We start from the raw sequence: 14,009 nt of genomic DNA, 5'->3' as shown, positions 1-14,009 counted from the left end.
CGGCTCCTGCGCGCGTTTGGGCGGCCCCGCGGCGGAGAAACGTCGTGGGACGATTTGCTACAATCACGGGTTTTCGTGACCTACGTCACGATAACGTGTGATGGACTACGGCGGAATGTATTCCACCGCTGCACCCGCAACCCAGCAAGACGAGGATCGGGCGGATAGATGGCCCAGGTATTCCACCGCAGCACGAACACAATTTCGAGAATGTCCATCGCGCTCAGCGTGGTGGCTGTGGCGGCATTCTTTTTTGTGGCCGAGCAGGTGCAGAGGTCGCCGTACACGAGCTGGCGGGGGGTGGCGCGGACGCAGTCGGTGCCGTTCAGCCACCAGCACCATGTCGGAGGGCTGGGCATCGACTGCCGTTACTGCCACACGACGGTGGAGGTTTCGAGCTTTGCCGGTATCCCGCCCACCAAGACCTGCATGAACTGCCACGCGCAGATCTGGACCAACGCCGCGATGCTGGCGCCGGTGCGAGAGAGCTTCCGCTCGGGGAAGTCCTTGGTGTGGGAGCGCGCCAACCAGATCCCCGACTTTGTGTATTTCGATCACAGCATTCATATCAACAAGGGCGTGGGATGCGCGTCGTGCCACGGGCCGGTGGACCGTATGCCGCTGATGTACGCGGAAGCTTCGCTGCAGATGGAGTGGTGCCTGAACTGCCATCGCGCGCCGGAAAAGTTCCTGCGTCCGCGGGCGGAAATTTTCAACATGCGCTATGAGCCGCCCAGCGGGGAAAGGCCGCTGGAGATGGACGGGAAGAAATTTGCCGACCAGCAGTCGCTGGGGACGTATCTGAAGTCCAAGTTCCGGGTGCGGAGCGTGTACGCCATCACGAGTTGCGATACGTGCCATCGGTGAAGTGTCGTTAGTCGTTGGTAATAGCGTCGATGGCCGATGGTCGATGGCAAGAAAGTTGCGAGTTGCTGGTGAGGTGTGAGTTCTGAGCTAGGCAAAAGCTAATCGGGTTCGATAGAAAGCGGATGAGCGAAGAAAGACAAGACGAGTTGGTGCAGATTCGGCCGGCGAGCGGTACAACGCTTGATCTCGATGCGGTGCGGGCGAAGCTGGAGGCGGCGCAGGGGCCGCAGTACTGGCGCTGCCTGGAGGAACTGGCAGACAGCGAGGGCTTCGCAGAACTGCTGCACCGGGAATTTCCGCGGCAGGCGAGCGAGTGGACGGGCGGCGACTTTTCGCGGCGGAATTTTCTCAAACTGATGAGCGCGTCGCTGGCGCTGGCCGGATTGAGCGGCTGCACCAAGCTGCCGGTGGAGAGCATTGTCCCCTACGTGCGGCAGCCGGAAGAGATCATTCCCGGGCGGCCACTGTTTTTCGCGACGGCAATGGACTTTGGCGGTTACGCGGAGCCGCTGCTGGCGTGCAGCTACGAGGGGCGCCCGACCAAGCTGGAAGGCAATCCCGAGCATCCGGCAAGCGGGGGGGCGACCGACGTGTACGCACAGGCGGCGCTGCTGGATTTATACGATCCCGATCGCTCGCAGACAAGCACCTACGGTGGCGAGGTGCGGCCATGGTCATCGTTCGTGGGCGCGATGCAGGGGCCGATCGCGGCGCAGAAAGCGGCCGGCGGCGCAGGATTCCGCTTGCTGACGCAGTCCGTCTCGTCACCGACGCTGCTCGCCCAGATCCGCAGCTTGCAAGGACTTTTCCCGCAGATGAAGTGGAGCCAGTGGCAGCCGGTGAACCGCGATGGTGCGCGCGGCGGGGCGCAGATGGCCTTTGGGCAGCCGGTGGAAACACGTTACCTGCTGGAGAACGCCGACATCGTGGTCTCCCTCGATGCCGACTTCCTGATGGCCGGCTTTCCCGGGTTCACCATGCACACGCGCGCGTGGGCGAAGCGGCGCAACCCGGACAATCCGGCGGGCATGAACCGAACCTACGCCATCGAGAGCACGCCAACGACGTCGGGCTTCAAGGCCGACCACCGGCTGCCGGTGCGCGCTTCGGAGATCGAGCAGTACGCGCGGGCGTTGGCTTCGCGGCTGGGAGTAAGCGCCGGCGGAACGGTGCGCCCGGAGCACAGCGCGTGGCTGGACGCGCTGGCGAAAGATCTGCAACAGCATCGCGGAAAGTCGGTGATCATTCCCGGTGAATACCAGCCGGCGGTGGTGCATGCGCTGGCGCACGCGATGAACGACGCACTGGGCGCGCAGGGTACGACGGTGATCTACACCGACCCGATCGTGGAAGGGCCGGTCAGCCAGGTTGAGTCCATCAAGGAACTGGTCGCCGACATGAGCGCCGGAAACGTGGAGTTGCTGCTCATCCTGGGCGGAAACCCGGTGTTCGATGCGCCGGCGGATCTGGACATCACCGCGGCCATGGGCAAGGTGCCGCTGCGCATCCATCACGGGATCTATCAGAACGAGACTTCGGTGTACACGCACTGGCACGTGAACGCGGCGCATTTTCTGGAAGAGTGGAGCGACACGCGAGCGATCGACGGGATGGTGAGCATCGTGCAGCCGCTGATCGCGCCGCTGTACGGCGGGCGGAGCGCGCACGAGGTGCTGGCGGTGTTCAACGGCCAGCCGGATACATCGTCTTACGACCTGGTCCGGACGTTCTGGAAATCGCAGTACAAGGGCGCGGACTTCGAAGCATTCTGGCGGCGCGCGGTGCACGACGGCTTCATGGAGGGTACGGAGTTCAAGCCGAAGACGCTGCGGATCACCAATAACACGTCCTTGATTTCTTCTCTCCGGACCGAGCTTTCTGGGCAAGGTCCGCTGCCGCTGCCCGGCGTTGATATGTCGAAGCCGGAGGATAGTTCATTCGAGATCGCGTTTCGGCACGATCCCTGCGTGTACGACGGACGGTTCGCCAACAACGCGTGGCTGCAAGAGCTGGAAAGGCCGGTCACCAAGCTGACCTGGGACAATGTGGTGTTCATCAGCCCGGCTGACGCGCAGAGGCTCGGCGTGCCGCCGGGGCAGGACACCACGATGGTGAAGCTGAGCTACCGCGGCCGGGAGGTCGAGGCGCCGCTGTGGCCGCAGGCGGGACAGCCGGACGGATGCCTGACCGCGTTTTTCGGATACGGACGCACGCGCGCGGGCCGGACCGGCAACGACCACGGCTTCAATGCTTACAAAGTGCGTCCGTCCGATGCGCTGAACTTCGGTAGCGGAGCCAAGGTCAGCAAGACCGGGGCGACGTACAAGGTGGCGTCGCTGCAGGGCTACCAGGCGCTGGAAGGGCGCAACATCGTGCGCGCGGCGCCCCTGGAGACCTACCAGGAGATGCCGAATTTCGCTCACGAAAACAACATCGCGCCGCCGCGCCAGGACACGCTCTATCCGGATTACCAGTACAAGGAGTACGCCTGGGGGATGGAGATCGACCTCAACTCGTGCGTGGGATGCAACGCCTGCATCGTCGCGTGCCAGGCGGAGAACAACATTCCAGTGGTGGGGAAAGAGCAGACGCTCCGCGGGCGCAAGATGCACTGGCTGCGGGTGGACGGCTACTACGAGGGCGACCCAGCGAACCCGCGCATGTACTTCGAGCCGCTGCCGTGCATGCAGTGCGAGGATGCGCCGTGCGAGGTGGTGTGCCCGGTGGGCGCGACGGTGCACAGCAGCGAGGGGCTGAACGACATGGTCTACAACCGCTGCGTGGGCACGCGCTACTGCCAGAACAACTGCCCGTGGAAGGTGCGCCGGTTCAACTTCCTGCTGTTCAACGATTGGAACACGCCCCAGACCAAGATGGTGCGCAACCCGGAGGTCACGGTGCGCAGCCGCGGGGTGATGGAGAAGTGCACCTACTGTGTGCAGCGGATCACCAACGGGCGGATCGCGGCGGAAGAAGCCGGCCGGCGTGTGCGCGACGGCGAGATCCAGACGGCGTGCCAGCAGGTGTGCCCGGCAAACGCAATCATCTTCGGCGACATCAATGACCGGAACAGCTCGGTGCGCCGGTTGAAGCGGCACCCGCGCAATTACGGGGTGCTGGAAGAGCTGAATACGCGGCCGCGGACGACGTACATGGCGGCGGTGCTGAACCCGAATCCCGAAATTCCTGCCACCAACAGGCAGCAGCAACCGGAGCAGAATTTCTGATGGCGCATAAAGATCCAGGCGAGGCGATGGCGGTCGGGCAAGAGCAGCCGCCGGTATTGCAGCCGGGACACACCTTCGCCACGATCACCGACAAAATCAGCGCCATCGTGCTGACCAAGCAGACGCCGCTGGGCTGGTTCGTGGGCGTGGGAATCGCCGGAATGCTTTCGGCGGTGCTGCTGTACGCGATCGGGTTCCTGATGTACCAGGGCGTTGGGATCTGGGGCATCAACCACCCGGTGGCGTGGGGCTTCGCCATCGTGAATTTCGTGTGGTGGATCGGAATCGGCCACGCGGGCACGCTGATCTCGGCGATTTTGCTGCTGCTGCGGCAGTCGTGGCGCAATTCGATCAACCGCTTCGCGGAGGCGATGACGATTTTTGCGGTCATGCAGGCGGGCCTGTTCCCGCTGCTCCACCTGGGGCGTCCGTGGCTGTTCTACTGGCTGTTCCCGTATCCCAACACCATGACGGTGTGGCCGCAGTTCCGCAGCCCGCTGGTCTGGGACGTGTTCGCGGTTTCCACCTATTTCACGATTTCGCTGGTGTTCTGGTACATCGGGCTGGTGCCGGACATGGCGACGCTGCGCGACCGGGCGCAGAACCGCGCGGCGCGCATGATCTACGCCGTGCTGGCGCTGGGATGGCGAGGCTCGGCGCGCCACTGGCACCGCTATGAAACCGCGTACCTGCTGCTGGCCGGCCTGGCCACGCCGCTGGTGCTCTCGGTGCACACGGTGGTGAGCTTCGACTTCACCATCGCCATCGTGCCGGGATGGCACAGCACGATCTTCCCGCCGTACTTCGTGGCCGGCGCGATCTATTCCGGATTCGCCATGGTGCTGATCCTGGCGATTCCCATCCGCCACATCTACAACCTGGAAGACATGATCACCGACCGGCACCTGGACAACTGCGCCAAGATCATGCTGGCGACCGGGCTCATCGTCGCCTACGGCTACATCATGGAGACCTTCATGGCGTGGTACGGCGGCAACCTCTACGACAAGCACCTGATCTGGAACCGCATGCACGGGCCGTACCGGGCGCTGTACTGGGCGCTGATTGCGATCAACGTCGGGTTCGTCAACGTGCTGTGGACGAAGAAGGTGAGGTTCACGCCCAAGCTGCTGTGGTTCGTCTCGCTGGTCGTCCTGGTGGCGATGTGGCTGGAGCGCTTCGTGATCGTGGTGGTCAGCCTGTCGCAGGATTTCCTGCCATCGTCGTGGGGGATTTACATTCCGACGCGCTGGGACTGGATGACGTTCATCGGAACCATCGGGTTCTTCACGCTGTGCTTCATGCTGTTCATCCGCGTGATGCCGATGATTTCCATCGCCGAGATGAAAAGCCTGCTGCCCTCCTCGGAAGCGAAGGCGCCGCTGGAGTCGCAGTCATGAAGCCGCAGATTTATGGACTGGTAGCGGAATTCGACACGCCGGCGGAAATCGTGGCGGCGGCGCGGCGCGCGCATGAGGAAGGCTACCGCAAGATGGACGCCTACAGCCCGTTTCCGGTGGAGGGATTGAGCGAGGCGATCGGCTTTCACAAGGACGGCGTGGCGCTGATCTGCCTGGTGGGCGGCGTGCTGGGGCTGGCGACGGCATACGTGATGCAGTACTGGATCAACGTGATCGCGTATCCCACCAACGTCGGCGGGCGGCCGTTCCACTCCTGGCCGGCCTTCATCGTGGTGTGCTTCGAGATGACGGTATTGTTCGGCGGACTGGCGGCGGCGTTCGGGATGTTGGCGATCAACGGGCTGCCCATGCCGTATCACCCGCTGTTCAACGTGCCCAGCTTCAGCTTCGCCTCGCGCGACAAGTTTTTCCTGTGCATCGAGGCGATGGATCCGAAATTCGATCGGGAGACGACCTATAAGTTCCTGTCGAGCCTGGGACCGCGAATGATCACGGAGGTGCCGCATTAGGGGCGAGTTGAAATGGCGGCGCCTTGACAATAGTCGAATTGTCGAATTGCCGAATTTGCGAATTGCCTGCGTGCTGCTGGTCATGATGGCAACGGCGATGCTGACCGCCTGCCGCAACGACATGCACGTGCAGCCCAAGATCCTGCCGCTGCGGCAGAGCGATTTTTTCGCGGACGGGCGCGGGTCGCGAACGCCGCCGGAGGGCACGGTGGCGCGCGGGCAGTTGCGCGAAGACACTTACCTGCACACCGGGATGATCAACGGGAAACCGGGCGACACGATGCCGTTCCCGGCCACGCGGGCGGTGCTGGAGCGCGGGCGCGAGCGCTTCGATATCTTCTGCACGCCGTGCCATTCGCGGCTGGGAGACGGGAACGGGATGATCGTGCAGCGCGGGTTCCGCAGGCCGCCGTCGTTTCACGAGCCGCGGTTGCGGCAGGCGGTGCTGGGACATTTCTTTGACGTCATGAGCAACGGCTTCGGCGTCATGCCGGATTACGCGGCGCAGGTGAACACGCGCGACCGCTGGGCGATCGCGGCGTATATACGGGTGCTGCAGTTCAGCCAGAACGCGCCGGCAAGCGCGGTACCGGCGGGACAGCAGATGCCGTCACAGCAGGTGCAGGTTCCGAGCGCGGCGCCGAGCGGAGCGACGTTGCCTCCAGGCGCAGCGCCAGGCGTGCCGGAGAGGAAGGAATGAGCAGCGACGTGCGCCTCGAGAACCGGGACTTCACCGCACCGCCGACCTTCGCTAGGCTGCAACAGCGCGCGCTGTTGGTGGGTGCGGTGTTGGCGCTGGCAGCGCTCGCCGGGCTGGTGGCGCAGCCGCGGCAGGCGATGCATTCCTACCTGCTGGCGTTCATGCTCTGCCTGGGGCCGACGCTAGGCGCGATGGCGCTGTTGATGGTGTGTCACCTGACCGGCGGAGACTGGGGCGTGGGAATCCGGCGCATCTTGGAAGCCGCCATGGGCACGCTGCCCATGCTGGCGGCGGCGTTCATTCCCATCGTCCTCGGCGCGTACCTGCACCTGAATTATCCGTGGGCGAATCCCGAGGAGTTGAAGCGCAGCGAGCACCTGATGCACCAGGCGTCGCAGTACCTGAATCCGAACCTGTTCCTGGCGCGCGGGGTCCTGTACTTCATCGCGTGGGGCGTCATGGCGTATTTCCTGCTGACGTGGTCGGCGGCCCAGGACCGCCCGCCGGAACGCCCGCCGGACAAGCGTTTTCAGGCGCTGAGCGCGGTGGGCATCATTATTTACGGGTGGACGCTGACCTTCGCGGTGATCGACTGGGTGATGTCGCTGACGCCGGAGTTTACCTCGACGATTTACGGGCTGATCTTCATGGTGGGCCAGGGGCTGATTGCGCTGTGCCTGGCGACGATCGTCGGACACAGGCTGCGGTCGTGTGGGCCCATGTCGGAGGTGCTGACGACGCGGAGCTTCCACGACTACGGCAAGCTGATTCTCACCTTCGTGATGCTGTGGGCGTACTTCAGCTTTTCGCAGTGGCTGATCGTTTGGTCGGGCAACCTGCCGGAGGAGATCCACTGGTTCCAGGACCGCATTAAGGGCGACTGGGGCGCGATGGGGCTGGCGCTGATCGTGGGGCACTTCGCGATTCCGTTCGCGCTGTTGCTGTCGCGCGGCCTGAAACAAAATTCGCGCAAGCTGATGTGGATTGCGGTGTGGCTGATCCTGATGCGGTACCTGGACCTGTACTGGAACATCAAACCCAGTTTCGACACGGCGAAACTGCACTATAGCTGGCTGGACGCGGTGCTGCCGCTGGCGATGTCGGCGCTGTGGCTGGGATATTTTCTGTGGAACCTGAGACGGCGGCCGCTGGTCGCGTTGCATGATCCGCACTTGGCGGCGTTGTTGGCGAAGCAGCATGAGTGAAGCGAAAGACGAGTCGAGGCGGCCGGAAACGGAACCCGAGATTCCGCAGGGGACGGCGCGCCATCCGGAAACCATGTACGACCGCAGCGACTTGGCGGCGCGCGGCATCGTGTGGTTTCTGATCTCGCTGGCTGTCACCATTGTGGCGATTCACCTGATCTCCTGGGGGCTGCTGCGGTACTTCGCGCGCAATCAGTTGACGCCGGCGCCACGGAATGCGGTGGTCGTGCCGCCATCGTGGAGTTCCACCAGCAACCCGGTGCTGCGCTTTCCGGCGCCGCAGTTGCAGCCTGATCCGGTGACGGACTTGAACAAGTTCCGCACCATGCAGGAGGAACAACTGAACAGCTACGGCTGGGTGGATCAGAAAAACGGCGTGGCGCACATCCCGATCGAGCGGGCGATGGAGATCGTGTTGCAACGAGGATTGCCGGTGCGTCCGCAGCCGATGCTGCCGCCGCGGGCAAGCTTCGGCAGCGGTGACGGCACCACGGCGGGAGAGGGTGGAGGAACCGAGCCCAAGGGAAACCAGTAGTGAGTAGTTAGGGAGGGTCTGATCAACTCCGGTTTTTGAAGGGGACGGTCTTCAGGCCGTCCGAAAATGCCGCAGAAATAGCACGGCTTTAGCCGCTCAGGGACTGACGACGTGCTTGATCAGAGTTTCCTTAGGAGTTGGCGTGGGATTTATTTGTCGGTCATCGTTTTCGGTCATCGATCAATTGCGAACCCGGCTACCGAACACCGATAACCGACAACCGCCAAGGAGTTGGAGCAATCGTGATTTGTGCAGTCGGAATAAATCGTAGGGAACTGCTTGCAGTCTGCGTGCTGATGATGAGCGCGCTGGCGGCGGGGCAGGGGATGGGGCCGCCCGTGGTGACGCCGGCGCCGCCGCCGCCGCAAATCCTCAACAACATCGCCATCGAACAGAAGCTGAACGCACCGGTACCGCTTGATCTCGCGTTCAAGGATGAAGACGGCAGGACGGTCAAGCTGGGCGACTACTTCGGCAGGAGGCCGGTGGTGCTGGCGCTGGTGTACTACGACTGCCCCATGCTGTGCACCGAAGTGCTGAGCGGGATGGTGAGCGCGTTCTCCGTGCTGAAGTTCGACATCGGCAAAGAGTATGACGTAGTGGCGGTCAGCTTCGACCCGAGAGAGAAGCCGGAGCTGGCAAGAGCAAAGAAGGTCACCTACCTGCGGCGCTACGGACGTCCCGGCGCCGAGCAGGGCTGGCATTTTCTGACCGGGGAGCCGGCCTCGATTAATGCGCTGACCAAGGCGGTCGGCTTCCACTATCAGTGGGACGCGCAGACGCAGCAGTTCGCACACGCGACCGCCATCATGGTCCTGACGCCGCAGGGCAAAATCGCGCAGTACTACTACGGAGTTGAATATTCGCCGAAGGACCTGCGGTTGGGGATGGTGGAGGCTTCGCAGGGACACATCGGGACCATGGTGGACCAGGTGCTGCTGTACTGCTACCACTACGACCCGCGCACTGGGCGGTACGGCGCGATCATCTCGCGGGTGCTGAAGGTCGTGGGCGTGATCACCATGGTGGTGCTGGGCGGATTTCTGATCGCGATGTTCAGGCTGGAACCAAGGCACAACGTGAAGAGCGGCGGAAGCCGCCGGGCGGGAGGGAGCTAGCCGATGTGGCAGACGCTACCCCTGTGGCCGGCACGGGCCTCGACGCTGGCGGGTCGCACCGACGCGCTCATGATTTTCATGCTGGCGGTAACCGGCTTCTTCACGCTGATGATCTTCATCCTGATTTTCATCTTCGCGCTGAAGTTCCGGCGGACCAGGAACCCAGTTGCCACGCACATTGAAGGGTCGAACGCGTTGGAGGCGGCCTGGACCCTGATCCCGTTCGGCATCTTCATGGTCATGTTCCTCTGGAGCGCGGGGATTTACATGACCTGGGCGCAGCCGTCGCCGGACGCGGAGGAAGTCTTCGTGGTCGGCAAGCAGTGGATGTGGAAGTTCGAGCACCCGCAGGGACAGCGCGAGATCGACCAGCTTCACGTGCCTCTGGGACGCGCCATCCGGCTGACGATGATTTCCCAGGATGTGATCCACAGCCTGTTTCTGCCCGAGTTCCGGGTGAAGCAGGATGTGCTGCCGGGACGCTACACGACGACGTGGTTCCAGACCACCAAGCCGGGGAGCTATCACCTGTTTTGCACGCAATACTGCGGCACCATGCACTCCGGCATGATCGGCGAGGTCGTGGTGATGGAGCCGGCGGCGTACCAGGCGTGGCTGTCGGGCGGGAACGCGGAAGGATCGCTGGCCTCCACCGGGCAGAAGCTGTTCCAGCAACTCGGCTGCACCACTTGCCACCGCTTCGACACGCCGGGGCGCGGGCCGAACCTGGTGGGGCTGTACGGCAAGCCGGTACTGCTGGATGACGGGCGCACGGTCACCGCCAACGACAACTACCTCCGCGAATCCATCCTCACCCCGGGAGCGAAGGTGGTGGCGGGTTTCAAGCCGATCATGCCGACATTCCAGGGGATCGTGAGCGAGGAGCAATTGCTGTCGCTGGCCGCCTACATCAAGTCGTTGTCACAACCGGAGCTGCGCGAGCCGGGCAGTACCCGCCCGGCTGCACCGCCGCATCCTGCATTGGCCCCTGCGAGGAGCCGCTGAGGCGATTTTTATCTATGGCCACTATTGCCGCACCGGCAGTCGAACGCGAGAACTACCTGAACACCGATTTCCGGGTCGGGAGCTGGCTGCTGACCACCGATCACAAGCGCATCGGTATTCTCTACCTGCTTTCCATCACCGCGATGTTTTTCGTGGGTGGCTTCGCAGCGACCATGATTCGGCTGGAACTGCTGACCCCGGCCGGCGACCTGATGTCGTCGGACACCTACAACAAGATGTTTACCATTCACGGGATCATCATGGTGTTCTTCTTCCTGATCCCGTCGATTCCCGCCACCCTCGGAAATTTCCTGGTGCCCATGATGATCGGGGCCAAGGACCTGGCGTTCCCCAAGATCAACCTGGCGAGCTGGTACATGTACATCACCGGCGCCGGGCTGATGATGTACGTGGTCCTGACCGGCGGCGTAGATACCGGCTGGACGTTTTACGTGCCCTTCAGCAGCACCTATTCCAACACCCACGTGATCACGGCGGTGGTGGCGATCTTCATTGCCGGTTTTTCCTCCATCTTCACCGGCTTCAATTTCATCGTCACCATCCACCGTATGCGCGCCCCGGGCATGACCTGGAGCCGGCTGCCGCTGTTCATCTGGAGCCACTACGCGACCTCGGTGATCATGGTGCTGGGCACGCCGGTGGTGGCCATTGCGCTGACCCTGGTGGCGCTGGAACGCGCCTTCCACATGGGCATATTCGACCCGCGGCTGGGCGGGGACCCCTTGTTGTTCCAACACCTGTTCTGGTTCTACTCGCACCCCGCGGTGTACATCATGATCCTGCCTTCGATGGCGGTGATCTCGGAAGTGGTCTCGACGTTTTCGCGCAAGCGCGTATTCGGATACGCCGCGGTGGCGCTGGCCTCGATCGCGATTGCCGTCCTGGGGTTCCTGGTGTGGGCGCACCACATGTTCGTGGCGGGCATATCGGCGTACGCGGCGCTGGTGTTCTCGCTGCTCAGCTATTTCGTGGCCGTGCCGTCGGCGATCAAGGTGTTCAACTGGATGGCGACCATGTACAAAGGGTCGGTGTCACTGGCCACGCCTATGCTCTACGCCATGGGCTTCATCGGGCTGTTCACCATGGGCGGGATGACCGGACTGTACCTGGCGGCGCTGGGCATTGACGTCCACGTGCACGACACCTACTTCGTGATCGCCCATTTCCACTACATCATGGTGGGCGGGGCGGTGATGGGTTACCTGGCCGGAATCCATTTCTGGTGGCCGAAGATCAGCGGCCGCATGTACCCGGAGGCGTGGGGCAAGATCGCGGCGGCGACCATTTTCATCGGCTTCAACCTGACCTTCTTCCCGCAGTTCGTGCTCGGCTACCTGGGGATGCCGCGGCGCTACCACGCGTATCCGCCGGAGTTCCAGGTGTTGAACGTGATGTCGACAGCGGGCGCCTCCATTCTGGCGGTGGGATATGTGCTGCCGTTGATTTACCTGCTGTGGTCGCTGCGCTACGGTGAAGTCGCACCCGACAACCCGTGGGCCGCTACCGGGCTGGAGTGGCGCACGCCGTCGCCGCCGCCGACGGAAAATTTCCCTGAAACCCCGGTGGTGACCTGGGAAGCCTACGACTATGCCACGGTGGCGGAGGTCCCGATTGCACGATAGCTCGGCAGTCGCGACGCACGGCCTGCGGCACCACTTCGCCGACATGGAACAGCAGCGCGCCAGCTCCACGCTGGGCATGTGGGTGTTCCTGGTTACCGAGATCATGTTCTTCGGCGGGCTGTTCGCGGCGTACCTGGTGTACCGCACCGCGCACTACGACGCCTGGGTGATCGGCAGCGAGCACATGAACTTCTGGCTCGGGACGATCAACACCGTAATCCTGCTGTGCAGCAGCCTGCTGGTGGCGTTGTCGGTGCACGCGGTGCAGGTGGGGCAGAACCGGATGTGCGCCACCTACCTGTGGATCGCCTCGGCCATGGGCGTCGCGTTCCTGGTGCTGAAGGGAATCGAGTACCACGCTCACTTCGTGGAAGGCGCTGTGCCGGGTGCGCTGTGGAAGCTGGCGGTGCCGGATCCGCGGGCGGTGCAGATGTTCTTTTACATCTATTTCGTCATGACCGGGCTGCACGCGCTGCACGTGACGATCGGCGTTGGATTGCTGGCGGTGATCGGCTGGCGGGCCGCCCGAGGACGGTACTCGCCCGTGTATTACAGCCCGGTGCACGTCAGTGGGCTGTATTGGCATTTCGTGGACGTAGTGTGGATCTTCCTTTATCCGCTGCTCTACCTGATCGCGCACAAGAAGGCATAGAAGGACATGGCTGAGCACGTAGTATCGCGCAAGACGTACATCGTGGTCTGGGTCGCGCTGATGGCGCTGATGGTGCTGACCGCCGGGTTGTCGCGCATTGACCTGGGCGAGTGGAGCACCGTGGTGGCGATGGTAATCGCCGTCATCAAAGCGCTGCTGGTGATCCTGTTTTTCATGCACGTGCGCTACGAAGACCAGAAGATTACCTGGGTGGTGGTCATTGCCGGCTTCTTCTGGCTGGGGATCCTGCTGGCGCTGAGCATGACCGACTACCTGAGCCGCGGATATCTGGGTGTGGCCGGGCATTGAGCGCGCGTCCCGCTGTTCCATTTTTCAGCTATCATGAACTGTTTCCCGAGGTGAATGCATGGCTTTCTGTACGGCTTGCGGCGCGACCCTGGACAATAGCGCGCGAGTGTGCGCGAAATGTGGCGCCGGCGTCGCTGCGTCGGCGGTGGCGTCAGCCCCGGCTCAGGCGGCGCCCATGGTGCGCCAAAACACCGGCCGTAATGCGCTGAGCATCGTCCTCATTGTCCTGGCGGTGATAGTTGCGCTGGGTGCAGTGGCCACCGTCGGGACGGTATTCGCCCTTAAGAAAATGGCGCGCCGGGTGCGGGTTGAGGCGGGGTCGAATTCGGCGGTGGTCACGACTCCGTTCGGCACGATCACGGCCGATGAGCCCACGGCCGTCGCCAAGCAGCTCGGCGTGGAGGTGTATCCGGGAGCGCGCGGCATCAAGGGCAGCGCCGCGGTCGGCTTCGGCGGCATGCAGGTGGCGGCGGCGAAATTTGAGAGCGACGCCACCCCGGAGAAGATTATCGAGTTTTATCGGCGGAAGTATCCGCAGGCGGCGCTCCGGGTGGTGGGCGCCGATAACAGCATGGTGTTCAGCAGCGACCAAGGCATGGTCACCATCAAGGTGCGCGCGCGCGGCGACGGCAGCTTGATCGAGATTGCCCGTGTGGGCGGAGTTGCTCAGGGCACGGATGAGACCCCAAAGTCCAACTGAGAGGATTGCGAGCAAAAACGGGCGGAGACTGCTTGCGTTGGGTGGTAGTTCAGGACCAATATGGACTGCGCGCAGTCCGGAAAATTTGTGTTGCATCCGACCCATAACGGGCTGTTGC

The 14,009-nt window shown here is 63.1% G+C and carries 13 protein-coding genes; all 13 read left to right on the top strand.

Going from position 1 to position 14,009, the window contains the following annotated elements; translation table 11 throughout:
- The first annotated feature begins 168 nt into the window (after window positions 1-168).
- Window positions 169-867, top strand: coding sequence for a cytochrome c family protein (locus tag LAN64_09125; GenBank protein ID MBZ5567998.1), 699 nt, complete (start codon window positions 169-171; stop codon window positions 865-867).
- Between the two features lie 122 nt (window positions 868-989).
- The gene (locus LAN64_09120) at window positions 990-4,094 is read left to right on the top strand and encodes a TAT-variant-translocated molybdopterin oxidoreductase (protein ID MBZ5567997.1); all 3,105 of its coding nucleotides are present in this window, start codon (window positions 990-992) and stop codon (window positions 4,092-4,094) included.
- Window positions 4,094-5,494 (top strand): polysulfide reductase NrfD, encoded by a 1,401-nt coding sequence (nrfD, locus tag LAN64_09115; GenBank protein MBZ5567996.1) that lies wholly within the window; start codon window positions 4,094-4,096, stop codon window positions 5,492-5,494. The genes LAN64_09120 and nrfD overlap by 1 nt, the downstream gene beginning before the upstream one ends.
- Window positions 5,491-6,024, top strand: coding sequence for a DUF3341 domain-containing protein (locus tag LAN64_09110; GenBank protein MBZ5567995.1), 534 nt, complete (start codon window positions 5,491-5,493; stop codon window positions 6,022-6,024). Before nrfD ends, LAN64_09110 begins: the two co-directional genes overlap by 4 nt.
- 82 nt (window positions 6,025-6,106) lie before the next feature.
- Window positions 6,107-6,724, top strand: coding sequence for a cytochrome c (locus tag LAN64_09105; protein MBZ5567994.1), 618 nt, complete (start codon window positions 6,107-6,109; stop codon window positions 6,722-6,724).
- Window positions 6,721-7,929: a hypothetical protein gene (locus tag LAN64_09100; protein MBZ5567993.1), complete on the top strand. Its 1,209-nt coding sequence runs from the start codon at window positions 6,721-6,723 to the stop codon at window positions 7,927-7,929. The genes LAN64_09105 and LAN64_09100 overlap by 4 nt, the downstream gene beginning before the upstream one ends.
- The gene (locus LAN64_09095; protein ID MBZ5567992.1) at window positions 7,922-8,464 is read left to right on the top strand and encodes a hypothetical protein; all 543 of its coding nucleotides are present in this window, start codon (window positions 7,922-7,924) and stop codon (window positions 8,462-8,464) included. The genes LAN64_09100 and LAN64_09095 overlap by 8 nt, the downstream gene beginning before the upstream one ends.
- A 290-nt stretch (window positions 8,465-8,754) precedes the next feature.
- The gene (locus LAN64_09090; GenBank protein ID MBZ5567991.1) at window positions 8,755-9,582 is read left to right on the top strand and encodes an SCO family protein; all 828 of its coding nucleotides are present in this window, start codon (window positions 8,755-8,757) and stop codon (window positions 9,580-9,582) included.
- Between the two features lie 3 nt (window positions 9,583-9,585).
- Window positions 9,586-10,587, top strand: a complete 1,002-nt coding sequence (coxB, locus tag LAN64_09085; GenBank protein ID MBZ5567990.1) for a cytochrome c oxidase subunit II — start codon at window positions 9,586-9,588, stop codon at window positions 10,585-10,587.
- Window positions 10,588-10,601: 14 nt separating this feature from the next.
- Window positions 10,602-12,230 (top strand): cytochrome c oxidase subunit I, encoded by a 1,629-nt coding sequence (ctaD, locus tag LAN64_09080; protein ID MBZ5567989.1) that lies wholly within the window; start codon window positions 10,602-10,604, stop codon window positions 12,228-12,230.
- Window positions 12,196-12,882: a cytochrome c oxidase subunit 3 family protein gene (locus LAN64_09075; protein MBZ5567988.1), complete on the top strand. Its 687-nt coding sequence runs from the start codon at window positions 12,196-12,198 to the stop codon at window positions 12,880-12,882. The genes ctaD and LAN64_09075 overlap by 35 nt, the downstream gene beginning before the upstream one ends.
- Window positions 12,883-12,888: 6 nt before the next feature.
- Entirely contained in the window at window positions 12,889-13,191 is a 303-nt protein-coding gene (locus LAN64_09070) for a cytochrome C oxidase subunit IV family protein (protein ID MBZ5567987.1), read from the top strand.
- Between the two features lie 58 nt (window positions 13,192-13,249).
- Window positions 13,250-13,891: a hypothetical protein gene (locus LAN64_09065; GenBank protein MBZ5567986.1), complete on the top strand. Its 642-nt coding sequence runs from the start codon at window positions 13,250-13,252 to the stop codon at window positions 13,889-13,891.
- The last annotated feature ends 118 nt before the right edge of the window (window positions 13,892-14,009 follow it).

This window comes from Terriglobia bacterium (assembly GCA_020073185.1).
Taxonomy (GTDB): Bacteria; Acidobacteriota; Terriglobia; order Terriglobales; family Acidobacteriaceae; genus JAIQGF01.
Note: the sequence above shows the minus strand (reverse complement) of the source record. Positions and strands in the feature narration are given on the sequence as shown.

What these genes read in the sequence shown, in the direction of transcription:
- LAN64_09125 (MBZ5567998.1), top strand. Translation starts at nt 169, where the DNA reads ATGGCCCAGGTATTCCACCGCAGCACGAACACAATTTCGAGAATGTCC.
- LAN64_09105 (MBZ5567994.1), top strand. Translation starts at nt 6,107, where the DNA reads ATGATGGCAACGGCGATGCTGACCGCCTGCCGCAACGACATGCACGTG.
- LAN64_09100 (MBZ5567993.1), top strand. Translation starts at nt 6,721, where the DNA reads ATGAGCAGCGACGTGCGCCTCGAGAACCGGGACTTCACCGCACCGCCG.
- LAN64_09065 (MBZ5567986.1), top strand. Translation starts at nt 13,250, where the DNA reads ATGGCTTTCTGTACGGCTTGCGGCGCGACCCTGGACAATAGCGCGCGA.
- ctaD (MBZ5567989.1), top strand. Translation starts at nt 10,602, where the DNA reads ATGGCCACTATTGCCGCACCGGCAGTCGAACGCGAGAACTACCTGAAC.
- LAN64_09120 (MBZ5567997.1), top strand. Translation starts at nt 990, where the DNA reads ATGAGCGAAGAAAGACAAGACGAGTTGGTGCAGATTCGGCCGGCGAGC.
- LAN64_09075 (MBZ5567988.1), top strand. Translation starts at nt 12,196, where the DNA reads ATGCCACGGTGGCGGAGGTCCCGATTGCACGATAGCTCGGCAGTCGCG.
- nrfD (MBZ5567996.1), top strand. Translation starts at nt 4,094, where the DNA reads ATGGCGCATAAAGATCCAGGCGAGGCGATGGCGGTCGGGCAAGAGCAG.
- LAN64_09095 (MBZ5567992.1), top strand. Translation starts at nt 7,922, where the DNA reads ATGAGTGAAGCGAAAGACGAGTCGAGGCGGCCGGAAACGGAACCCGAG.
- LAN64_09110 (MBZ5567995.1), top strand. Translation starts at nt 5,491, where the DNA reads ATGAAGCCGCAGATTTATGGACTGGTAGCGGAATTCGACACGCCGGCG.
- coxB (MBZ5567990.1), top strand. Translation starts at nt 9,586, where the DNA reads ATGTGGCAGACGCTACCCCTGTGGCCGGCACGGGCCTCGACGCTGGCG.
- LAN64_09070 (MBZ5567987.1), top strand. Translation starts at nt 12,889, where the DNA reads ATGGCTGAGCACGTAGTATCGCGCAAGACGTACATCGTGGTCTGGGTC.